Origin of the sequence: Mariniphaga sediminis, assembly GCF_003573545.1 — a bacterium.
Classification (GTDB): domain Bacteria; phylum Bacteroidota; class Bacteroidia; order Bacteroidales; family Prolixibacteraceae; genus Mariniphaga; species Mariniphaga sediminis.
In genome coordinates this window covers 1-22,317 of record NZ_QWET01000007.1, presented here as the reverse complement: position 1 = coordinate 22,317, position 22,317 = coordinate 1, and the positions used below count along the sequence as shown (strand labels likewise).

Annotated in this window: 19 protein-coding genes and 1 tRNA gene; 11 read left to right on the top strand and 9 right to left on the bottom strand. The window is 39.8% G+C overall.

The annotated features are described in order from the left end of the window. The 3 genes from D1164_RS10465 to D1164_RS10455 all read left to right on the top strand — a co-directional run bounded on the left by D1164_RS10465 (position 1) and on the right by D1164_RS10455 (position 1,934). Positions 1–1,047, top strand: a complete 1,047-nt coding sequence (locus D1164_RS10465) for a sensor histidine kinase (protein WP_119349930.1) — start codon at positions 1–3, stop codon at positions 1,045–1,047. A 6-nt stretch (positions 1,048–1,053) separates the two neighbouring features. Next, positions 1,054–1,803 carry a LytR/AlgR family response regulator transcription factor gene (locus D1164_RS10460; RefSeq protein ID WP_119349929.1) on the top strand — a complete coding sequence of 250 codons (750 nt, stop codon included), beginning with the start codon at positions 1,054–1,056 and terminating at the stop codon, positions 1,801–1,803. Positions 1,804–1,858: 55 nt separating this feature from the next. After that, a tRNA-His gene (locus D1164_RS10455) sits at positions 1,859–1,934 on the top strand. Positions 1,935–2,392: 458 nt separating this feature from the next. Here the strand turns inward: D1164_RS10455 and D1164_RS10450 are convergent. The 6 genes from D1164_RS10450 to D1164_RS10425 all read right to left on the bottom strand — a co-directional run bounded on the left by D1164_RS10450 (position 2,393) and on the right by D1164_RS10425 (position 7,127). After that, positions 2,393–3,877: a sodium:solute symporter family protein gene (locus D1164_RS10450; protein WP_119349928.1), complete on the bottom strand. Its 1,485-nt coding sequence runs from the start codon at positions 3,875–3,877 to the stop codon at positions 2,393–2,395. Between the two features lie 4 nt (positions 3,878–3,881). Next, the gene (locus D1164_RS10445; protein WP_147372147.1) at positions 3,882–4,097 is read right to left on the bottom strand and encodes an Lrp/AsnC family transcriptional regulator; all 216 of its coding nucleotides are present in this window, start codon (positions 4,095–4,097) and stop codon (positions 3,882–3,884) included. 10 nt (positions 4,098–4,107) lie between these two features. After that, entirely contained in the window at positions 4,108–4,305 is a 198-nt protein-coding gene (locus D1164_RS10440; protein ID WP_119349926.1) for a hypothetical protein, read from the bottom strand. A 1-nt stretch (position 4,306) separates the two neighbouring features. Further along, the gene (ablB, locus tag D1164_RS10435; RefSeq protein ID WP_172594424.1) at positions 4,307–5,164 is read right to left on the bottom strand and encodes a putative beta-lysine N-acetyltransferase; all 858 of its coding nucleotides are present in this window, start codon (positions 5,162–5,164) and stop codon (positions 4,307–4,309) included. Further along, a complete protein-coding gene (gene kamA / locus D1164_RS10430) occupies positions 5,127–6,446 on the bottom strand; it encodes a lysine 2,3-aminomutase (protein ID WP_119349924.1) in 1,320 nt (439 codons plus the stop codon). The genes ablB and kamA overlap by 38 nt, the downstream gene beginning before the upstream one ends. Positions 6,447–6,635: 189 nt before the next feature. Continuing rightward, on the bottom strand, positions 6,636–7,127 hold the full coding sequence (locus D1164_RS10425) for a MarR family winged helix-turn-helix transcriptional regulator (RefSeq protein WP_119349923.1): 492 nt from the start codon (positions 7,125–7,127) through the stop codon (positions 6,636–6,638). Between the two features lie 130 nt (positions 7,128–7,257). Here D1164_RS10425 and D1164_RS10420 point away from each other — a divergent pair, with 130 nt between their 5' ends. Continuing rightward, positions 7,258–8,133, top strand: a complete 876-nt coding sequence (locus D1164_RS10420; protein ID WP_241558279.1) for a sugar phosphate isomerase/epimerase family protein — start codon at positions 7,258–7,260, stop codon at positions 8,131–8,133. Positions 8,134–8,239: 106 nt separating this feature from the next. On the opposite strand, the gene D1164_RS10415 is transcribed toward D1164_RS10420, so the two are convergent. The 3 genes from D1164_RS10415 to D1164_RS10405 all read right to left on the bottom strand — a co-directional run bounded on the left by D1164_RS10415 (position 8,240) and on the right by D1164_RS10405 (position 11,747). Further along, positions 8,240–8,737, bottom strand: a complete 498-nt coding sequence (locus D1164_RS10415; RefSeq protein WP_119349922.1) for a hypothetical protein — start codon at positions 8,735–8,737, stop codon at positions 8,240–8,242. A gap of 140 nt (positions 8,738–8,877) precedes the next feature. Continuing rightward, positions 8,878–10,194, bottom strand: coding sequence for a TldD/PmbA family protein (locus tag D1164_RS10410; RefSeq protein WP_119349921.1), 1,317 nt, complete (start codon positions 10,192–10,194; stop codon positions 8,878–8,880). A 29-nt stretch (positions 10,195–10,223) separates the two neighbouring features. After that, positions 10,224–11,747, bottom strand: coding sequence for a TldD/PmbA family protein (locus D1164_RS10405; protein ID WP_119349920.1), 1,524 nt, complete (start codon positions 11,745–11,747; stop codon positions 10,224–10,226). A gap of 350 nt (positions 11,748–12,097) precedes the next feature. Here D1164_RS10405 and D1164_RS10400 point away from each other — a divergent pair, with 350 nt between their 5' ends. From D1164_RS10400 to D1164_RS10370, 7 genes are all read left to right on the top strand, one after another. After that, positions 12,098–14,287 (top strand): glutamine synthetase III family protein, encoded by a 2,190-nt coding sequence (locus D1164_RS10400; protein ID WP_119349919.1) that lies wholly within the window; start codon positions 12,098–12,100, stop codon positions 14,285–14,287. Between the two features lie 141 nt (positions 14,288–14,428). Then, positions 14,429–15,349, top strand: a complete 921-nt coding sequence (locus D1164_RS10395; RefSeq protein ID WP_119349918.1) for a DUF6807 domain-containing protein — start codon at positions 14,429–14,431, stop codon at positions 15,347–15,349. A 772-nt stretch (positions 15,350–16,121) separates the two neighbouring features. Beyond that, positions 16,122–17,405: an acetylxylan esterase gene (locus D1164_RS10390; protein ID WP_206610983.1), complete on the top strand. Its 1,284-nt coding sequence runs from the start codon at positions 16,122–16,124 to the stop codon at positions 17,403–17,405. Positions 17,406–17,747: 342 nt separating this feature from the next. Continuing rightward, positions 17,748–19,625: an NACHT domain-containing protein gene (locus D1164_RS10385; RefSeq protein WP_172594423.1), complete on the top strand. Its 1,878-nt coding sequence runs from the start codon at positions 17,748–17,750 to the stop codon at positions 19,623–19,625. Next, positions 19,618–20,259, top strand: coding sequence for a hypothetical protein (locus tag D1164_RS10380; RefSeq protein WP_119349916.1), 642 nt, complete (start codon positions 19,618–19,620; stop codon positions 20,257–20,259). Before D1164_RS10385 ends, D1164_RS10380 begins: the two co-directional genes overlap by 8 nt. 158 nt (positions 20,260–20,417) lie before the next feature. Then, positions 20,418–21,281, top strand: coding sequence for a hypothetical protein (locus D1164_RS10375; RefSeq protein ID WP_147372145.1), 864 nt, complete (start codon positions 20,418–20,420; stop codon positions 21,279–21,281). A 137-nt stretch (positions 21,282–21,418) separates the two neighbouring features. Next, a complete protein-coding gene (locus tag D1164_RS10370) occupies positions 21,419–22,090 on the top strand; it encodes a uracil-DNA glycosylase family protein (RefSeq protein WP_119349914.1) in 672 nt (223 codons plus the stop codon). The last annotated feature ends 227 nt before the right edge of the window (positions 22,091–22,317 follow it).

The window sequence follows — 22,317 nt, the reverse complement described above, 5'->3', positions numbered from 1 at the left end:
ATGGACTTTAAACACCCGTTTATATCTAATCCAAAGCTGGTAATTTATTATATCCTGATTTGGATTGCGATTATAACCGGAGCCGTTTTAATAAAATGGCTGGCCTATGGGTTTGAACCGGGGATTGCTGTGGCCGAAGCACTAGCGTTGCCTTTTATGTTTGCCATAATAGGCTCTTCCATCTGGTATGTTATCAAATTCAGCACCCTTGAAAACAATAGCGCCGTGCGGGTTGTCCTGTCGCATCTTATTGCCGCTACCATTATCGTTTTTATCTGGCTCTACTTTGGCATTGTTATCATAAAACTGCTTCACCCCTACGCCGGACAATGGATTGAAAACAACCTGGCAGGTAATATTTTCAGTGGGTACATGCTTTATCTCACTTATGTAATCTTTTTCTACGCCGTAAATTATTATCAGGGGTTCAAGGAGAAGGTCCGTAACGAAGGTAAATTGAAATCGCTGGTAAAAGAGGCTGAGTTGCATGCCCTAAAATCTCAGATCAACCCCCACTTCCTGTTTAACAGCCTGAACAGCATTTCGTCGCTCACCATGACCAATCCTGACAAAGCCCAGGAAATGGTCATTAACCTCTCAGCACTTATGAGGTATTCGCTTAAACACGACCAAATTGACAAAGTTACGTTCAGTGAGGAACTAAAAAATAACACGCTTTACCTTCAAATTGAAAAGGTGAGATTCGGGAATAAATTGAATGCTGTTTTTGATATTGATGAAAAATGCCTCAATGCCATGATCCCGAATATGATTTTGCAACCACTGTACGAAAATGCTATAAAATATGGTGTTTACGAAGCTACCGAACCCATTGACATTACAACCCGCAGCAAATGCAATGACAATGTACTGGAAATAACAATTACCAACAATTATGATCCTAACTCCATCAGCAAAAAGGGAGAAGGAATAGGCCTCCGGAATATCCGGGACCGTCTTCAAATCATCTATGGAAATCCTATGTTGATGAAAGTGGAGGACAACAAAAAAGAATTTACAGTAACTTTGGCTATTCCACAAAAATAAACTGCTATGTCGGAAAAAATACGCACCATTATTGTCGAAGACGAAGAACTAGCCCGCAATCTGCTAAAATCGTTTCTGAAAGAGGCTGAGAATGTTGAAATTGTTGCAGAATGCGAAAATGGGTTCGAAGGAGTAAAAATGATTAATGAACTTAAACCGGACCTTGTTTTCCTTGATATCCAGATGCCCAAAATTACCGGGTTTGAATTGCTGGAACTGTTGGATCATAAACCGCACATCATCTTTGCCACAGCTTACGATCAGTATGCCCTGAAAGCTTTCGAATACAACGCCGCAGATTATCTGCTAAAACCGTACTCCAAAGACCGGCTAATGGAGGCCATAGACAAAGTGGCCGAGCGCATCCAAACCGAAGGCACCCATTCGGATGTAGCTGAAAAAGTAAGTGACTACCCACGGGAAGAGTTTCTGGATCGGATTGTAGTTAAAGACCGGCACAAAATTCATATTATCCCGGTAGACCAGGTGAGGTACATTGAATCGATGGACGATTATGTGATGATTTACACGCCGGATAGCCGATACATGAAACAAAAAACCATGAAATACCTGGAGAAAGCACTGGATCACAGAAACTTTGTTCGCATCCATCGTTCCTACATTGTAAAGGTGGAAGAGATAAACGAAATTCAGCAATACGAAAAAGAATCATACATTGTTATTCTTCATGACAAAACCAAGCTGAAGGTAAGTAAAACCGGATACAAAAACCTGAAAGATATCCTCAATTTCTAGTCATTTTAAGAGGGGAAAAAGAATAAAATATTATATTTGCAACCGCAAAATAAACGGTGGTTGTAGCTCAGTTGGTTAGAGCGCTGGATTGTGGTTCCAGAGGTCGTGGGTTCAAGCCCCATCTACCACCCAAAAAAAGAGACTGTTAAATACAGTCTCTTTTTGTTTCTTATAATTTTTTATCCACCATCCTTTTGGACTCCCCTTGAGAAGTAGGTAGATTTCATTTTTCAGGCAAAAATTTTTGCTCCCCGAAACAGAAAAGAAAGTGACATTTCTAACACTCCTATTTGATTTCTAAAGGCAGAGCACATTAAAAATGTTAGTGGGATAAGAAAATGAAGGAATTATACGAATCAAAAGTTGACATTAGCTGATTATCAAAAATTCAACCCACTCCGGGGTTGTGTTTTTACCCCGCATTGTCTTCCCCGAGCTTCGCACGGGGCTATTTTTATTTATGTCCTTCGGACATTTCTTTATCCCGAAAGGGATTAAACAATAATAGCCACGGGTAAAACCCATGGTAATGAAGTGGGTATGAAAAGAACCCCGAAGTGGGTTCAACTCTTGATTTGCATTAGTACATCTACTTTCCCTGCCGGGGGTCTTCATCTTTGCCCTGAAGCCAAGACGAAGCAGAAAATTCAAGGCTGCTTTTCAAGGTGAGCCTCCTTGTTTCAGAAAAATGAAACAGCAGGTAAGTCATTCCTGCCAGTACAATACCATAAATGTTTGCATCCAGTCCAAAAGGAAGCTTTGCTCCACTAAGAATAAGAAACAGGGTTACAGTCCCTCCCACAAGCATTGACCAAAGGGCACCACGGGAACTCCTTCTTTTCAGAAAAATACCGGCCAGCACCGGGACAAACAGGCCCGAGACCATAAACGAATAGGAATGGAGCATCAGTTCAAGTACATTGGGAACTTTCCATGCCACCAGCAAAGCTGTAATACCTAAAAAAAGTGTGGTCCCCTGCGAAAGTAGCATCACCTTCCCCGAATGGTGCATGTTGAAAATATCGGTAATAAGGTTACCGGAGGCTGCCATAAGACAACTGTCGGCAGTAGACATAATCGCTGAAAAATAAGCTGAAAGAATAAGCCCTGTCAGTCCAATCGGAAGGATACTCTTTAACAGCAGGGGCAATCCCATTTCAGGATCAAAAACACCATTCTCCCCTACCCCAATAATTCCATTTTCAAAAGCGGCTTTGGCAAACAGGCCGAGAATAACTCCGGTAAATGCCATCACCGGGTATTCAAACAATCCGGCGACAAACCAGGCACGCTGAGCCGTTTTTTTATCGCCGGCAGCATATATACGCTGATAAAGTGTCATTCCAATAAACCAAATGGGAACAATGGTTATAATCCAGTTTACAATCTGCTGCCAGGAAATAGCAGTCAAGCTAAAAAAACTCTGCGGAAGTGTGGCTCTTAGTGTTTCATAGCCTCCGATTCCAATATAACACACAGGGAGCCCCACAAAAACCAATCCTCCCATAAGCAGTATCCATTGAAACGTATCGGTATAGATCACTGCTTTCATTCCACCCACCGAGGTATAAACAACGGCAATAATCCCCATTAGAATGAGCGCATTTTGTATGGAAATATTCGGGAATGTGGCAGAGGCCAGTTTAGCGCCTGCCAGTATTTGGGAACTGGTAAACCCCAGGTAACCAATGGCAGAAATAACTCCGGCAATAATGGCTACCCTGCCATTAAAAAGTTGTTTTAAAAATTGAGGAAAAGAAAGAAAATGATGCTTTGCTGCCATTTTCGACACTTTGGGAATGAGCAACACGGCACTAAGCCAGGCCCCTATAAGTCCGGTAAAAAGAAGCCAGGTCCCTGAAAGTCCCATGATAAAACCGAGCCCGCCCAGGCCAATTGAAAAACCGCCTCCGACATCGGTTGCCACAACCGACAAGCCAATATGAAACGAACTCATTTTTCTGCCCCCGACAAAATAGTCATCAGCTGATTGGTTTTTTCGCATAAAATAAAAACCGATACTCAGCATTCCTGCAAGGTATAGGCCAAAGATTAGGTAGTCGATCCAGTGCATAAATTTATTTTGAATCAGGATCTATTTCATACTGCAACGGCGGATCGGAATGTTTGATAATACCTTTTTCAAGCAGTTTACTAATATGCTCAAGTCCTTTGGTATAAGACAATTTTAGCTCTTTTACTACTTCGCCCAAAAAACTTGGGCCGTTTTCATCCAGAAATTGAATAATCCTCTTCTCCGTTGTGGTGTTCATGTTTTCCTCTCTGCTTTTCATTTTCCCGTTTTTATCCATAAGGCGTCATGTCGTCGTCAACAGGTTTTCCTCCTTCGTAAGCCAAAAAGCGCTTACAGTTGGTCCATCCTTTTGCGCCCCGGTTGCAAAATACATTCCGGATGATAAAAATGGGCTTTTCTACTTTTTTATTTTTACTCTGATATACAGTACATTCCTTTGCGTATCTACAGCGTTTTCCTAAATGCATATTATAAATGTTTATAAAAGATATTCATACTTTCGATACTTCCTCCAATGTTTGTATTGTTTACCAACGTTCCGCTGTAATTATAAGCAGCTTTCATAAAAGTTTTGTTCATTCCCGGTTGCGAAAGACGGGCAATGGTATAAGCTGTTTTAATGCCGGCTGCTTTTACATCACTCTCCATTAACGCCAATAAATGTGAAGCCAGTTGCTTACCCCGGTACTCCGGTAAAACGGCAAAGTCGGTCATTTCAGCATTTTTATTTTCAAAATCGGTTTCAGCGGTTGAAACACCAATGAGCCTGTCGCCATCCCACACCCCATAATAAAGGGCACTCTTACTCTGCATCGTTTTTAAAATATATTCAGGCTTATGTACCGGGAAAGGATAGGTCTCAAATACCTGCTTAAATACTTCTGTAACCGCAACGGCATCTAATTCATTGAGTTTTCTTATTTGATAATCTTCCAACCCGTTTAAATGATTGCTACCGTTAACAGAATCAAACAGTTTAAAAAAGGGTTGCAACTGTCCTTTGGGAGATTGTTCCCGTTTTTTATCCAGAAACCTGGAGGCCAGCACGCAGTCGGTGTTGCCATTATAAAAACGGGGAATATAAGCCTCCATTATATAGCCGGCTGAAATAAAATGAGGTAATGCTTCGGTGTGTATTTTAGTAACGATTTTGGTATAACCCTCTTTTTTTGCCAGGTTATCCAATTCGGGGACAATCATTTGGCTGTCTGCCGGATTCAGTTTCAGCAGATATATTCTATTATTCGATTTTCCGTGTTGTATTGTTGATCTACCAATTTTTTCAATTTTATCCTCCATTATTTTCCCTTCTGTTATACCGTTCATTATTATCAGGAACCAGGGATATAGCTGTATCATAATCTGATAACAGCTTTTCAATACCAATTCCCTTCTGCTCGTCGGGCTCCTCTAATTGCAAATCAAGATTGCACTCTTCACAATTCCGATCGCAAAATTTCGATTCATAACTTTCAGGTTCTGTGTAGGTAGTAATAATCCCTTCGTAATTACGCAATACCACTTTATTGGTTGACCACGAAATAATATAGTTAGGCATTACCGGAATTTTTCCACCCCCCCCGGGTGCATCGATCACGTAGGTTGGAACGGCAAATCCGGAAGTATGCCCAATAAGGCTTTCCATAATTTCAATTCCTTTCCCTACCGGTGTCCTGAAGTGAGCCAGTCCCTCTGAAAGGTCGCACTGGTAAAGATAATAGGGCCTGACACGGTTTTGAACCAGTTTGTGCACTAATTTTCTCATAATACGCGGGCAATCGTTTACATCAGCCAGCAAAACCGACTGGTTTCCAAGCGGGAATCCGGCATCGGCTAGTTTGGCTAATGCCGCTCTCGAAGAAGCTGTGATTTCGCGCGGGTGGTTAAAGTGGGTATTAATCCAAAGTGGCTGGTACTTTTTCAACACCTCTACCAATTCGTCCGTAATCCTGTATGGCAAAACAACCGGCATGCGCGTACCAATTCTAACCACCTCTACATGCGGAATGGCGGTTATTTCCGAAAGAAGCCAGTCGAGATAACTATCTGAAAGCATCAGCGGGTCACCTCCGGAAAGTAATACATCGCGTATCTGCGGTGTATTTTTAATGTACTCAATTCCTTTTCTCAACTGTTCCTTTCCCGGAATAGAATCCACATCGCCCACTTTTCTTTTGCGGGTACAATGCCGGCAATACATGGAGCAAATATTACTCACATGAAAAAGCACCCTGTCAGGGTAACGATGGGTGATTCCTTCCACAGGACTGTCAGTATCCTCCGAAAGCGGGTCTGCCATGTCGGTTTTCAATACTGTTAACTCGTTTATGTTGGCAAAAGCCTGCTTAAAAACCGGGTCATTGTTGTAATTATCTGTATCAATTAATGAAAGATAATATGGTGTAACCGACAAAGGGAACCGTTTAAGTGTTTCCTTCATCAGTTTTTTTTCATTTTCAGGGAAATTGATTCCGGTTAGTAATTCAAACTTTTCAGTTGTTTGAACCGAGTTTTTTAATTGCCACTTCCAATCCTGCCAATTTGAGATATTACTTTCAGGCCTGATTCTTCGGGCAATTTCTTTTTGGGTATCATTAAATATTTCCATAACAATAGTTCGTATGCGAACAAAAGTAATGAATATATTTCAGACAGCCAATGTTTTCCATTACACCGAAGACAGACAAAACACTTTTATCTACCTGACTTAAAACAACTTAAAAACAAAAGACATTCAACAGAAATATATAGTTTAACAAAGAGTTAATCTGATTTGGTTTTCATAGGAATCATTCTTCTAATTTATCGCCTTTTTATCTTTGGGAAAATCGTCCTCCTGCATCAACGGGAACGCTTCCAATTCATCAATGCCAAGAAGGTTTACCAGTAATTCAAGGCTATCCTGAACTTTCTGAACAGTATTGTTATCCAGATTTCCCAATTTTTCTTCCAATTTTTCGTGCAGCAATGAAGGAATAGTATCCATCAACAGGTCGCCTTTTGAGGTGAGGGCAATGGTAACTGTTCGTTTATCACCCGATTTGGGAAGCCTTGCAACCAGCCCCTTGGATTCCAGCCGGTTAATAATTCCGCTTGTAGTACTGGAATTCAGGTTCAGAAATTTTCGGATTTTCCCCTGCCCTGCCTGGAAGTTTTCAGAATCGCGTAAAAAATGCAGACATAGTACCTGTGGAATGCTAACCCCGTATTCTTTTTCTATTTTTTTTGATTCAAGGTTAATCGAACGGACAATTTTCCGGATTTTTATAAGAATCTCTGTGGTATCCATAATAACGAATAAGGTAAAAGTTTATTCAAAATAACATTATTTTCGGCAAACTCCCTTTTAACTGTTCAACAAACTCAAAGTTTTATATAAATTTGAAGTCTTAAATTCATAAACCGAAAAAATCCATAAAATGATGATTAAAAAAATGACTATTAAACATTTATTACTAACAGCAGTAATCGTATCTACTGTGCAGCTATTCACAGGTTGTAATGCTCCCAAAGAAAAATTTATCGGATTACAACTTTACTCCCTAAGGGATGACATGAAAAAAGATGTAAAAACGACGGTTGCCAAAGTGAGCGAAATGGGCTATAAATTTGTGGAAGCCGCCGGGTACAGTGACGGAAAATTCTACGGAATGTCTCCTGCCGAATTTAAGGAATTGTGTGAAACCAATGGCCTGCAGTTTTTAGGATCACATTCCGGACAGGATGTTCCGGATTCGGCCAACTGGGAAAAAACAATGGCCTGGTGGGATGAATGTATTGATGCGCATGCCACAGCAGGAGTAAAATGGATTGTACAGCCTTGGATGGGTAGTACGGGATATGAAAGCCTCGATGGCTTGAAGCGATATTGCGAATACTTCAATGCAGTGGGCGAAAAATGTAATGCAAAAGGCATTCAGTTTGGATACCACAACCACGCCAAAGAATTTACAACGGTTCACGACGGCAAACCGGTTTACGACTGGATGCTGGAACTGACCGATCCGGAAAAGGTAATGTTTCAGATAGACCTTTACTGGATAGTAGAAGGTGGAAAAGATCCGTTGGATTATTTTGAACGTTACCCCGGCAGGTTTGAGCTTTGGCATATAAAAGACAAAGAAGAACTGGGCGCAAGCGGAATGATGGATTTTGAAAGCATGTTTGCCGCCCGCAAACAATCAGGTGCTGAATATGGAATTGTTGAGGTGGAACGTTATAATTTTACCCCCCAGGAAAGTTGCCAAAAAAGCTTTGACTTTCTAAAAAATGCGGAATATGTAGACTTCTATTAGATAGAAATAAATATAACTTAAAAAACTCGTGGTCAGATTAATAAACCACGAGTTTTTTTATGCTATCATAATTGTATTTACTGAAAAAGAGTCGGCAAAAACCAGCTCAAAAAAGGTATCGTACCGTGAGGGCAAAATCGGGAAGATAAACATCGAACCCATTTTTTCCGAAGAAATCCAGATAAGGCTTCACTTCAATGCCCAGTTTAACCGGTGCTTCATAAAAGAGGTACTCCACTCCTACTACTCCATCCACCCCTGCCAGAAACGCAGAACGGGTTTCGGCCCTCCGCTGCTCGTTTACTTCACTTATTTCATCCCAGCTTTCAAAGCCCGCATGCACGCCGGCCCCGTAAAAAAATACGAGCTGATAAGAAAACGAAAAAAGATCGTATTGATAAAACTCTGAAAGAGCATGAAGTTGAAGCCCGCGATTACGGATTGCCAGCAAACCTCTGAAAGAGTGCTGTTCGCCTGTATAATAGCGATATTCCAAACCGGGAGAAGCCCAGCTTGCCCGTATACCTGCCGACTGCTTATAGCCCTGAGCAAACACACTGCCGGCCACAAAAAAGAATACTATTATTACCAAAAACCTCCTCATATCTGCTTCTTTTGAGGATCTAATTTACTCAATTTTTTCAAACCATATTCCCTGAATCAGAAACGTACGGTTTTCAAATTGGGTATATTTTCATTACAAAATATTTCTATGCAGGGGAATTACGAACTGCAAACAATGTTCTATGCTCCGCTAAAATCAACACCCGAAAAAAGGACAGAGGGAGTCAGCCATGACGAATTCTCATTCACATCATTCCCAATTTCGCCAATATTTGACCACAATTCCTTCATATTTCCGGTAATATTCATTTCAGAAACCGGTTGTTTCAACTGTCCCTTCTCAATGAAGAACCCCTCAATTCCATAAGAAAAGTCGCCGGTAGAACCATTACAATTTCCCCCGTTAAACCCGGTAACAAGAATTCCTTTTTCTACCGTTGAAACCAGTCCGTCTAAATCTTTACCGCCCGTTTTGAAAACCAGGTTCGTGTTACTACCGCCGGTAGGTTCCATTTTCAGTTTTTTACCGTAGTAGGTATCGATATAATAATTTCTAACTACGCCGTTTTCAAAAACCAGCCGCTTTTTTGTTGCCAGCCCCTCGCCGTCGAACAGCCTGCTGCCACGTCCGAAAATAATAAACGGATCATCCGTTACAGTCAACTTTTCAGAAAAAACCTTTTCACCAAGCCGGTCTACCAAAAAGGAATTCTTTTGCTGAATTGCCGAGCCGTTTAGGGCTGAAATAAGGGGGCCAAACAAACGGGAAATCATCCTGTTTTCAACAATCATGTCCATCTTTCCCGACTCCACTTTCTCCTGTCCTATTTTTTTCAGGGCCCGCTCCAGCGCTTTTTGTCCGATTCCGGCCTTTTTAAGCTTTTCATAAAAAATAGCATTCTCACTCCAGGAAGCTTCGGGCCGGGCATCACCGCCTTTCACCGAAACCTGGGCATGCAACCCGTAGTAGGAATTGGCCATATCTCCTTCAAACCCGTTACTGGTAACCATTACCCGTTCATTCATCCCGTCGTAGTAACTGGCAGAAACGGAAATAATCCGTTCATCTTTCCCCCGCACTTCTTTTTCAGCCTGAAAAGCAAGGTCGATTTTTCGTTGGGGATCATAGGTATCAAAACCCGTATCAAGTGTTTTCAGGTCCTGTCCGTTGCCCTTGTAATACAGTTCCGGATCAGGCAATGTACGGAACTCGTCTTCTGAAAGGTAGCGCGTACCCGCAATCGCCTCTTCTATAAAACCTGCCAGCTCTTCTTTTTTCAACCGGTTGGTAGAATGAGAAGAGTATTTTTTATCCACAAAAAGCTGGATGGAAAGATTACTCTGGATGGCCTGCTCCAGTTTGTCAATCTTTTCTTCGCGCACTTCTACACTGCTGCTTCGACTGTTCGAAATACTTACACTTACCTGTTGTGCCCCATTTTCAAGCGCATGGCTGATGGCCCATTTCGCCAGATTATATTTTTCCTGTTTTGTCATTTTCAAAAATCTTTAAGGTTGACATGTTTTTAGACCGACCCCCCCACAGTTAACTTTTTCACAAGCACGGTAGGTAAACCACAGGTTACAGGAACCGACTGTCCGTCTTTTCCACAGGTCCAGGTTCCGTTGTCAATCCGATAATCGTTTGCTACCATGGTGATATCAGCCAAAGCCTGCGGGCCATTGCCGATAATGTTAATGTCTTTGATGGGCCGGGTCAGTTTGCCCTTTTCAATCAGATATCCTGATTTTACGAAAAAGGTAAAGTCGCCTGCACCGATTTTCACTTCACCATTACTGAAATTATCCACATACACCCCGTAATCTACGTTGGATACAATATCGTCTTTGGTATGCGGCCCTGTTTCCATATAGGTAGCGCGCATTCGGGGCAATGGTATACTCCTGAATGATTCCCGCCTTCCGTTTCCGGTAGGCTCTACCCCATAATATTTTGCACTGATACGATCGTGAATGTAGCTGTTCAGCACTCCGTCTTTCACCAGGTAGGTTTTCTGCACATCATTCCCTTCGTCATCAATATTAATGGAGCCACGGTTATTCTCAAGTGTTCCGTCGTCAATGATATTGACAAAACTTTCGGCTACTTTTTTCCCCATTTTGTCACTAAAAATGGAAGTCCCTTTACGATTAAAATCGGCTTCAAAGGTGTGTCCGATTGCCTCATGCAATAAAATCCCCGAGCCTCCGGCGCCCATCACTACTGGCATTTCTCCCGCTTTGGGCTTGGTAGCCTCAAACAGCAGGTTGGCCTGGTCCACTGCTTCATGCGCCAGTTCGTCAACCAACCCATCGGAAAGCCATTCAAAACCTCTCCGGAACGATCGGGCCACATAAGCATTTTCGACTCTTTCATCTTTTTGCATGATACATACCGTACCGAAACTGATCATGGGGCGGTAATCGTAAGTCAGCCTGCCTTCTGAATTATAAAACAGCACATACGATGTTTGATCACTCAAAAAAGCATTCACTTTAATTACTTTTTCATCAAGCGCAAATACCTTGTCGTTCATCTTCTGAACAAAGGGCACCTTATCTTCCACAGAAATATCTTCCCACTTTCTGGAAATATTGTAATACCCGGCAGGCACTTTTTCATTCAGCCCCACCGGAGAGAAACCGTTTTTGCTGTTGGCAATGTTGGCGGCCAGTTTTGCCGCATTTACCAGAGCATCCGGAGTAACTGTTTCCGAATAGGCAAACCCGGTCTGATCGCCTTTTAATACCCGAATACCTACTCCAAACCCTATGTTTGAATAGGCTCTGTTCACCTTACCATCTTCCAGGCCCAGGCTGTTGGATTTTTTATGTTCGAAAAAAAGATCGGCATAATCGCCGCCTTTGCTCATAGCCGCTGCAATTACTTTTTGCAGCATTTCGGCCGAAACCTCAAAATGATCTAAATAACTTTTCACGTTTCCTGAAATTTGAACGTTTTGACACGACTGTAAAAACGGGGGCAAAAGCATCCCCCCGGCAACTGCCGTCCCACCTAATTTAATAAAACTACGCCTGTCAGTTCCCATCGCTTTTCAGTTTTTAATTGCGAAATTAATTGATTATATCAAAAATCCGGGTATTGATCGAATTTTAATAATGATTAGACAATACAGATGCATTTTTATTACACCCCCCATTCTATTTTACTCTTAACACCGAAAAAATACTAAATCCGAAAAACAAAACAATTTGACAAGGGTCCTATTTTCGAGGGTCAATCACAGAAAAATATGATATTTTCATAAAAACACATATAAAAAACATAGTATTGTTAAAAAAATATCAACAAATTTCATTTTTTACCCCTATTTTTTATACACTATCTACAAAAATCATCTATTTTTGATTCATAAAAAAAATCTTAATATTTAATGGTATGGCACAATTCAGATTAAGAGCATTAGAAGAAGTCCTCAACAGGGAACCCGTAGATGTTAAACGGGAGGACAACCTGGTTTCGAATTATTACGGCACGTTGGTATTCGATGAGGCAAAAATGAAAAAGTACCTTTCAAAATTAGCATTCAATGCTGTAATGGAAGCGATTGAAAAAGGCACAAGTGTAGACCGGAAAATGGCCGACCAGGTAGCCCAGGGAATGAAATCGTGGGCTATGGACAACGGAGCCACACACTACACACACTGGTTCCAGCCGCTTACCGATTCCACCGCTGAAAAACATGATGCGTTTGTCGAGCATGGAGAAAAAGGCAACGTAATCGAAGCTTTTTCAGGGAAACTACTGGCACAGCAGGAACCCGATGCTTCTTCTTTCCCCAGCGGAGGTATCCGTCAGACTTTTGAAGCCCGCGGCTACACTGCCTGGGATCCTACCTCTCCGGCATTCATCAGTGAAACCACGCTCACTATTCCGACGGTGTTTATTTCTTACACCGGCGAAGCGCTTGACTACAAAACTCCTTTGCTGCGCGCCATTCGTACAGTAGATGAAGCTGCCACAGCAGTCTGTCATTATTTTGATAAGAATGTCGCTTCGGTTCAGTCAAACCTGGGATGGGAACAGGAATATTTCCTTATCGATGAAGCTCTTTACATGGCCCGTCCAGACCTGATGCTGACCGGCCGCACGTTAATGGGACATGCTTCTTCGAAAGATCAGCAATTAGACGACCACTATTTTTCTTCCATCCCAACGCGGGTAAACCGGTTTATGCAGGATATGGAAAATGAAGCTTACAAACTGGGCATACCCATTAAAACACGACACAACGAGGTAGCTCCCAACCAGTTTGAGGTGGCTCCTATTTTTGAAGAGGCAAACCTTGCCAACGATCACAATCAGCTGGTAATGGATATTATGCAAAAGATTGCCCGACGGCATAAATTCCGTGTACTTTTCCACGAAAAACCTTTTGCAGGGATCAACGGATCGGGCAAGCACAATAACTGGTCTCTTTCAACCAACACGGGTGTAAACCTATTTTCCCCGGGGAAAAATCCAAAATCAAACTTGCTATTCCTCACCTTTGTAATCAATACGCTGAAAGCAGTTTATGACCATCAGGATTTATTGCGTGCAGGTATTTATAACGCAGCGAACCAACATCGTCTTGGCGCAAACGAAGCCCCTCCGTCCATCATTTCAGCCTTTCTTGGAACCGAAGTTTCAAAAATGCTCGATTTAATGGAAGAGGCGGTAGTTGATCGCAAGATGACCCCCGACGAAAAAACAGCCCTTAAGTTAAACATTGGCAGGATACCGGAAATTATCCTTGACAATACCGACCGCAACAGAACTTCGCCCTTTGCTTTTACAGGAAACAGGTTTGAATTTCGTGCAGTAGGTTCCTCCGGCAACTGTGCATCGGCACTTATTGTACTGAATACGGTAGTGGCCAACCAGTTGGTTATATTTAAAAAAGAAGTAGATGCGTTAATAGAAAAAGGAACCAAAAAAGACGAGGCCATCTTCCAGGTGCTGAAAGAACTCATTATTGCTTCGAAACCCATTCGTTTTAACGGCGACAACTACAGCGATGACTGGGTAAAAGAAGCCGAGAAACGTGGCCTGAGCAACATTAAAAACGTACCTGAGGCCCTTTCTGCTTACCTGCGCCCTGAAAGCAAATCTCTTTTTGAAAAAATGGGGGTTTTGGACGAGTCGGAACTGCACGGCAGGGTTGAGGTTGAGTATGAAAAGTTTATCATGAAAATCCAGATTGAAGCAAGGGTTTTGGGTGACCTGGCAATCAATCACATTGTTCCTACAGCAATACAATATCAAACTACATTGCTTAAGAATGTAAAAAACATCAAAGAAGTATTTTCTGCCGAAGAATTTGAACAACTTGCCAGTGCAAGGTTAGACCTGATAAGGGAAATCGGCATGCATGTTTCGGCCATCAAAGCAAAAAGAAAAGAGATGATCGAAGCCCGCAAAAAGGCAAATGTAATAGAAGATACTGTTGAAAAAGCGGAAGCTTACGATATCACCGTCAGACCATTTCTCGATGATATTCGTTACCACATCGACAAGCTGGAATTGATTGTAGATAATGAATTATGGCCTCTGCCCAAGTACAGAGAGCTGCTCTTTGTCAGATAATTTACAATACCGATTATGATTAAAAGACTCCCCGTTTATTCCCGGGGAGTTTTTTTTGTATTCCATTTTCCGGTCAATGAATTCAACATCTTCATTTAATATTGTATTTTAGGGGAACTTTTGGAATAGAATGCGTACGATATGAAATTTTTCTTGCTTACAGGGGTTATTTTGTGGTTTGCATGGGGGAATTCCTTTGCACAGGTTACCATCAAAAAAGATGAACAAGGCCTGCTTTTTACAGAGGGGGATGAAAATATTTTGTTCTACCAGAAAGCTCCCAAAAACCACGAAGGGGAATATGAACGGCGTCATTACATTCATCCTCTGTGGGGATTAGACGGAACTATTCTGACAGAAGACTTTCCGGATGACCACCTGCATCACCGGGGAATTTTCTGGGCATGGCACCAGGTGTGGATCGGAGATCAACGGATTGGGGACCCCTGGGCGCTTGAAAGTTTTGAGCAGCACATTGCCGAAGTAGAGTTTTTTGCACAAAGCGACGGCTCGGGAGTTTTAAAAAGCGAAGTGGAATGGCTTTCGGATCTATGGATCAAAAACGGGGAAAAAGAACCTTATCTCAAAGAAAATACAACGATCACGATTTATCCTCAAGCAAAAAACTACAGGAGAATTGATTTTGAAATCAACCTTCTGGCCCTGGAAAAGAACCTTTCTATTGGCGGTTCAGAAGATGAAAAAGGTTATAGCGGTTTTTCTGTGCGGATGATATTACCGGAAGATGTAACATTTTCCGGCAAAAACGGAAAAGTAGAACCCCAAACTTTGGCTGTGACATCACCCGGTTATATTGATGTTTCCGGAAGCCTGGGCAAGGAGGGACAGAAGGCCGGAGTTGTAATCGTCGATCATCCTTCCAATCCCGGCTATCCGCAACCCTGGATTCTCCGGGCAAAAAGCAGTATGCAAAATGCTGCATTCCCCGGGAGCGGAACGGTTCCGGTTTCCACGTCAGTTCCGCTCACATTGAAGTATTCCCTGCTGATCCACTCCGGAAAAATGACAGACCGGCAAATCAGAAAGGCAATGGCACATTAAAACTAACCGCGCCTTATTATATCCCTCCAACTGAAAAAGCAACTGCTTGTTTCATCCCCTTTTTCGGCTCATCTGAAAAATCCGGTGGATTTAGATTTTTAAGCAAAAATTTCAGCTCCCCGAAACAAAAAGTGACATTTCTAACACTCCTATTTGATTTCTTAAGGCAAAGCACATTAAAAATGTTAGTGGGATAAGAAGATTAAAGAATAATACGAATCAAAAGTTGACATTGATCTGATTATCAGAAATTCAACCCACTCCGGGGTGCGTCTCTACCCCGCATTGCCTTCCCCGAGCTTCGCACGGGGCTATTTTTATTTATGTCCTTCGGACATTTCTTTATCCCGAAAGGGATTAAACAATAATAGCCACGGGTAAAACCCATGGTAATGAATTGGGTATAAAAAGAACCCCGAAGTGGGTTCAACTCTTGATTTGTATTAATAGATCTATTTCTCCTGCCGGGGTCTTCATCTTTTCCTTAAAGCCAAGACGAAGCAGAAAATTCGAGGCTGTTTTTCATCTTCATGCAAAAACAGCATTCAACGTAATTCCGGTATTGAAAAGCTGATCATCTATAATCTGTAAAAAAATCGCTGAAAATAATCTTTGCGGCCTTAGGAGTCTAAAAATTATTTCAGAGTAATTTACCCGGTCAGTCCTGCAAATACATTTAAATTTTTAATTTCGGGGTTACATATTCAGAACCCTGAAAACGTTGCAAAATGAATGGACCGAATGGATAAACATAAATGAAATAAAATTTACAATGATGAAAATTAAGTTTTTTTTACTATCCCTGCTTATCGCAGGAATTTGCTCCCAAAGTATTGGTCAGCCTGCCAAAAAACTTGTGCAGGTAATTGTTACGCCCAATAATGCCGACTGGACCTATAAAAAAGGTGACCGGGCCGAATTTCAGATTACCGTATTAAAAAACAATGTACTGCTGGATAACATTGAAGTGAGTTACCGCATCAACCCAGAAAAAGTGGATACGTGGGAAGAAGGAACGGTAACCCTAAAAAAAGGTGTGGCTTCGGTAAAAGCCAAACGGTTCAAAGAAGCGGGTTTTTTGCGTTGCCACGCTTCGGTAGAGGTTGACGGCAAAACATATTCGTCTTACGCTACGGCAGGTTTTTCGCCCGGTGACATTGAGCCAACCACCACTCTCCCATCCGATTTTGAACAGTTCTGGAAAGAAGCCAAAGCCGAACTGGCCAAAGTACCCATAAAACCAGTATTGACACTGATGCCCGAGCGGTGTACGGATAAAGTGGATGTGTACCACGTGAGCATTGACAATATTGAAGGAAAAATTTACGGCATCTTGTGCAAACCCAAAGCCGAAGGCAACTATCCGGCCATCCTGCATGTTCCGGGTGCAGGTATCCGCCCCTATAACGGCGACACCTGGAGCGCCGAAAAGGGAATTATCACTTTCCAGATTGGTATTCATGGTATTCCGGTGAACCTCGATCAGGGCGTTTACAACGATTTGCGGTATGGTGCCCTCAATAAATACTGGGTAACCAACCTGGACGACAAAGACAACTATTATTACAAACGCGTTTATCTTGGCTGTGTGCGGGCAGTGGATTTTATCGAATCGCTCCCTTGCTTTAACGGAGAAGACATTGCCGTTACCGGCGGTAGCCAGGGAGGTGCCCTATCGATTATTACGGCCGGGCTGGACGACCGTATCGATTACCTGGCCTCCCTTTACCCGGCACTTTCCGACTTAACCGGGTATTTGCACGACCGGGCAGGTGGCTGGCCACACATGTTCCGAGACAGCTTTACCAACAAACCCGAAAAAGTGGAAACCTCAAAATATTACGATGTGGTAAATTTTGCCCGCTTTGTTCAGGTACCAGGCTGGTACAGCTGGGGATACAACGACAATGTGTGCCCGCCTACTTCCATGCACGCTGCTTACAACGTAATCCGTGCGCCCAAAGAGTTACACGTTTTTCAGGAAACGCAGCACTGGACTTTCCCCGAGCAGCAGGAGCAAAAAAGCAACTGGCTGTTTGAAAAACTATTGAAATAAAAAAAAGGGCAGCAAATGTAGCAGTCATGCCCTCTTCGGCAGGTGCGGATTTCAGATACAAATCCGCACCTGCTTTTTTTATGTGACTTCCAGAAAACCAGCAGACTCCTTTCTGTTTTCTCTTGCTTTTTTCAAAGGCAATTCCTAATTTAGCTCCCGTAATTTTTTGTATATCAACAAACGACCAAAAACCTATGTTATATTCCGAACAAACCGATTCTCAGAAAAACTTTTTCAGCCAATCCCCTGGCACAGAAAAGGAACAAAATAATCGCTTTAGCAGAATGATATATTTACAAGTAAACTTATACAGACGTTATGGCTTATAATAAACCGATGACAATGAACGATAACAACATTATAAAATTCGATAAAATTCGAAAGAAATTTACAAATAGAAATTTTTTAATAAATACAAATAGTTCTGATTTCATAAATAAATTAAATTCATTTATCGAAGCTAATTACAATTGGTCTCGACAGATTAAGTTTAACGATTTGAATGGTTCAAAAAACATTTCAAATATTTATGTTGATTTAGATTTGTACCTAACTCCTTTAAAATTTCATGTCGATTCCTCTGAGAAAAATAAAAGGAAACCTTTAATCGAATTAATTGAAAAGAGTCGAAGCAACCTAATTATTTTAGGACAACCTGGTGCAGGAAAGACGACTTCAATGAAAAAGGTTCTCCACAATTATTCTTCGGAAAATAAAGGTCATAAATATAATCTACCATTTCTAGTAAAGTTGCGAGAACTCAAAGACTATGATAATTCTATTGTAAGTTTCTTTCTTAAAAAATTGGAATTAGATATTAGCATTAGGACACAATTAGAAACAATAATAGAAGAGAAAATAAATGAAAAAATTATCCAGAAGACCATAAAAAAAGAAAAAATTGAGAATTATAGCTTTAAGGACAACTATCGAACACTGCTTAATATATTTATTGAATTTCTCAATGCTTTCAATGTTCTCTTGATTTTAGATGGTTATGATGAGATTACTGAACATAGAGAAAAGTTAATTGATGAAATTATTGAATTATCTCATTCCTTAAAGTCCTCCAGATTTGTTTTAACTTCTAGGACAAGTGATTTTAATCTTAACATTGACAATTCTGGTATTTTTGAAATATGTTCCCTGAATCCAAGTCAATTGAAAGAATTTGCGGAGAAATGGCTTAGAGACAATAATAAATCAAACGATTTTCTTAAGAAAATTAAAGAATCACCATATTATGATACCGCAATAAGACCTTTAACTTTATCCCACTTATGTGCTATTTATGAAAGAATAGGCACAATACCAGAAAAACCCAGAACTATACATAGAAAAGTCGTTGCATTACTAATTGAAGAATGGGACGAACAGAGGCAGGTTATCAGAAACTCCAAGTACATCAATTTTGAACCTGATAGAAAACTGGATTTCCTCGCAAATATTGCATTTATATTAACATATAAATATCAGGAAAATATTTTCACCAAAGAACAACTTCAAGATATCTATACATCTATCTATGAAAGTTTTGACTTGCCCAAAAATGATATCAAAACTGTAATTCGAGAAATTGAGACACATACTGGCATAATACTTTGTGTGTCACAAAATCAGTATGAATTTGCTCATAAATCAACACAAGAGTATTTGGCGGCAGAGCACTTGGTAAGGTTACCAAATATACCATCGAGTCTAAAGCTTTTACTTAAGCTTCCAAACGAATTAGCTTTAACCGTCGCTTTATCTTCTTCTTCTTCATTGTATTTAAATGCTCTCTTAATTGAAAGAGTTTATCCGATTTGTAAATCATTCTTTAAGGACCCCGAGGGATTAAGAAGACTAAGCTTTAAGAATGCGAAATTTGCCCCAAAATTTGGAGTAAGAAAAGAAGAACTAGAATCATTTCTACATACATTTTGTTATAGAATTCTTATTGAAAAAACAGACTTTCCAAAAGTACCTTTAACTACTGTTTTATTTCTATTTATAAACTCTCTTCTTTGTCATAATCACGCTACATTGAGTGTTATCAATAGAGTCTTAAAAACGTATTGCAACTATGACAAAATAAGGAACTACTATGTCAAAAACGACACCTCTCGGTCGGGGTTTATCTATCTTGAAAAAAAGACAAACATATCATCGGCAAATTATGACCTTCCTGATTTTTTAGTTCTTTCAAAATCACAACTTGAACTAATTAACTATGTATAGCAGCTTGACAGAAATATTCAAAATATTAGGAATTGTAAGTATTGGTAGTTTTAGCATTGTTGGACTATGCGCATTTCTTTTTAAAAAGCTTTTTGATTATTATTTAAAAGAAGAACTAGCACGAACTCAAAGTAATTTACAATTAAAAAATGAGAAACTTAAAATAGAAATTGAATCAACCAAACAAAATAAGATATTGGCATTTAAAACACTCCATGAGGAAAGAGCTTTATTGATTAAGGATTTATATTCTAAACTATACTTATTAAAAGTAGAGTATGAAAAAATAAAACTGCAAGAAACCTCACTTTCCTTCGAACAACTAAATAGTATTGAAAAAGAGTGCATTGAAATACAAAAAGTTGTAGGCTTAAACAGATTATATCTAACCAAGTCTATATCTGAAAATTTAAATGAGTTAATAAAAAAGTTTGAACGCACGAATGAAATTTTGAAAGATTTATTTTCAATTGGAGAAAATACATTTAGTTCTATGTCTGAGGTTTCAAATTATAAACCAGACCAGGAGGAGATTGAAATTCTTCATGAAAAATTGATTAGTTTAATTTCAGATATCATCGAATTACTAGACAAATTGGAAGAATCATTTAAATTACTGTTAAACATTGAATAAAATTACAAGCCATAACAAATTGTAAATTGCATTGCGGGGTTCGTGGTATGTCGTTCGTTGGATTCTCGCAACAACGTTCCGTCCTATCGGACAGGAACGAGCTCCGAAATCCGCAACGACAACTTACAAGTGACCGTTAGGCACAAGATTGAATTAGCATGTTGCTACGAATCAGTAAAAATATGATTGGTCCCTGTATCGCAAAAGGAACAGACCCAGACAACCAAGAATATTTAGTTTTTGGAGGAGATTTATTTCTTGGAGAATCAGTAGAGGTAAAATCTTATCACAAGAATAAAAATTTATTCATAGTAGCTCCTTTGAATTACAGTAATACGAAAATATTTGAAAAACATTTTGATAAAGATGGCTTAATTGATTTCAAAAAATTAAAAGAGGTTAAGCTTAAATCAACACCATTTCATCGAATTTATGAGATTGATGGTTATTGGGTTTTTCCAGACAAAAAAATTAAGAAACACATTGAATATTTATATCAAAACGGACTAGAAAATTATTCAAAAATCAAAATCAGTAAAAGCTATAATTCTGTGACAAGTAGAATCCCTGTCTATTCTGTAAATTACCAAACAATACTTGACCGGATTATAAAAGACGGAGACTCTATAAGTTCATGGTTCATCTGCGAAAGAGAGAAAAACTTTGACAAAGGAGTTTATGCTGATTTATATGTATTGGGAAATTTGAACGAAGCGAATATACAAATCCAACTTTGGCAAATAATCGGACAGGGAGAAGAAATTTTATATGCCCATTTATTGTTGGACAAGGAATCAAAGAATATTAATCATTTTGACTTAGCAACCCACTTTGTTCATCCTTTTGACATACCAAAATTAATCTATGACAAAAAGAGAATTGAATTAATCGCAAAGACAAAATGGTTGAGAATTGATAATGGAATATCAGATAATCAGGCATTTGATTTGATAAAACTATTCTTTCCAATTGATTATTTAGTTGATGAATTTAATGAAAATCCAGTGCCTAACAATTTGTAAATTGCATTGCGGGGTTCGCGGTGTGTCGTTCGCCGGATTCTCGTTTCGCAGTTCCGTCCTATCGGACAGGAACGCTCTCCGAAATCCGCAACGACAACTTACAAGTGACCGTTAGGTGCAAGCTTGAAAAAAAGAATATGGATACTAAGTTGAGATTAAAATATGGTTATCCGTTAGATTGTAATAAATGTGATAATTTAAATGGCAAACCTAAAAATATTTCCAGAATTGACCCTTTTCATAAAAATGGAACTGGACTGAAACTACTATTAATAGGGCAAGACCCAACAATATTTGAAGAACCAGAAAGAGTTAATACGGTATTAATGTTAAAAGAAACAAAGGGGAAGAATGGACAACTCCGAAAATGGTTGGAAAAGGAATTAATTGGAACAGAAAATTTTGACAAAATTGAGATTTATGCAACAAATTCTGTAAAATGTCAATTTGAAAAACCTCCGACTTTAAGTAACGAAGGTCCACTAAAATTTTTAAAACCAAAATTTGAGTTTTGCAAGTTTTACTTAATTAATGAAATTGAGAATTATAAACCCGACATAGTATTGACTTTAGGGGAAACCGCTCATAAACTTTTTTCAAAAGAGATAGAAGTAATGAATGGAAAGTTAATAGGAGAAATGAAAAAAGATTTCTCAGGAAACTTTGTAAAAGCAAAAATAGGAAATGTCGGTTTTTATTATTCCCCTTGTTTACACATTAAGACCTTTAGAGTTGCAGAAACATATGGAAAACAAGTGTTTGACTTTAAAAAAGGATTGAATGAAAAATTAAAGAAACCCGTTACTTAACGATTTGCACAGGCTAAAAAACCAAATACAATCAACCAAATGAAAGAAACTCAATTTTTTGAAAAACAGACAATTTCTTCAAGAATTAAGGCGAGTATTGTTAAATACTCCCCTTGTTTAGACAACATTACTTCAAAGATAAGTTAGATTTCGTTTCCCGCCCAATTGGGCGGGAAACGAAATCTAAGCGGCCGAGCAGAACACTTTCTCTGGCTTTTTATAATCCA

What these genes read in the sequence shown, in the direction of transcription:
- D1164_RS10465 (WP_119349930.1), top strand. Translation starts at nt 1, where the DNA reads ATGGACTTTAAACACCCGTTTATATCTAATCCAAAGCTGGTAATTTAT.
- D1164_RS10395 (WP_119349918.1), top strand. Translation starts at nt 14,429, where the DNA reads ATGAAATTTTTCTTGCTTACAGGGGTTATTTTGTGGTTTGCATGGGGG.
- D1164_RS10400 (WP_119349919.1), top strand. Translation starts at nt 12,098, where the DNA reads ATGGCACAATTCAGATTAAGAGCATTAGAAGAAGTCCTCAACAGGGAA.
- D1164_RS10415 (WP_119349922.1), bottom strand. Translation starts at nt 8,737, where the DNA reads ATGAGGAGGTTTTTGGTAATAATAGTATTCTTTTTTGTGGCCGGCAGT.
- D1164_RS10405 (WP_119349920.1), bottom strand. Translation starts at nt 11,747, where the DNA reads ATGGGAACTGACAGGCGTAGTTTTATTAAATTAGGTGGGACGGCAGTT.
- D1164_RS10380 (WP_119349916.1), top strand. Translation starts at nt 19,618, where the DNA reads ATGTATAGCAGCTTGACAGAAATATTCAAAATATTAGGAATTGTAAGT.
- D1164_RS10425 (WP_119349923.1), bottom strand. Translation starts at nt 7,127, where the DNA reads ATGGATACCACAGAGATTCTTATAAAAATCCGGAAAATTGTCCGTTCG.
- D1164_RS10390 (WP_206610983.1), top strand. Translation starts at nt 16,122, where the DNA reads ATGATGAAAATTAAGTTTTTTTTACTATCCCTGCTTATCGCAGGAATT.
- D1164_RS10440 (WP_119349926.1), bottom strand. Translation starts at nt 4,305, where the DNA reads ATGCATTTAGGAAAACGCTGTAGATACGCAAAGGAATGTACTGTATAT.
- D1164_RS10460 (WP_119349929.1), top strand. Translation starts at nt 1,054, where the DNA reads ATGTCGGAAAAAATACGCACCATTATTGTCGAAGACGAAGAACTAGCC.
- D1164_RS10445 (WP_147372147.1), bottom strand. Translation starts at nt 4,097, where the DNA reads ATGAAAAGCAGAGAGGAAAACATGAACACCACAACGGAGAAGAGGATT.
- D1164_RS10375 (WP_147372145.1), top strand. Translation starts at nt 20,418, where the DNA reads ATGTTGCTACGAATCAGTAAAAATATGATTGGTCCCTGTATCGCAAAA.
- D1164_RS10385 (WP_172594423.1), top strand. Translation starts at nt 17,748, where the DNA reads ATGAACGATAACAACATTATAAAATTCGATAAAATTCGAAAGAAATTT.
- D1164_RS10410 (WP_119349921.1), bottom strand. Translation starts at nt 10,194, where the DNA reads ATGACAAAACAGGAAAAATATAATCTGGCGAAATGGGCCATCAGCCAT.
- D1164_RS10420 (WP_241558279.1), top strand. Translation starts at nt 7,258, where the DNA reads ATGATGATTAAAAAAATGACTATTAAACATTTATTACTAACAGCAGTA.
- D1164_RS10370 (WP_119349914.1), top strand. Translation starts at nt 21,419, where the DNA reads ATGGATACTAAGTTGAGATTAAAATATGGTTATCCGTTAGATTGTAAT.
- kamA (WP_119349924.1), bottom strand. Translation starts at nt 6,446, where the DNA reads ATGGAAATATTTAATGATACCCAAAAAGAAATTGCCCGAAGAATCAGG.
- D1164_RS10450 (WP_119349928.1), bottom strand. Translation starts at nt 3,877, where the DNA reads ATGCACTGGATCGACTACCTAATCTTTGGCCTATACCTTGCAGGAATG.
- ablB (WP_172594424.1), bottom strand. Translation starts at nt 5,164, where the DNA reads ATGAACGGTATAACAGAAGGGAAAATAATGGAGGATAAAATTGAAAAA.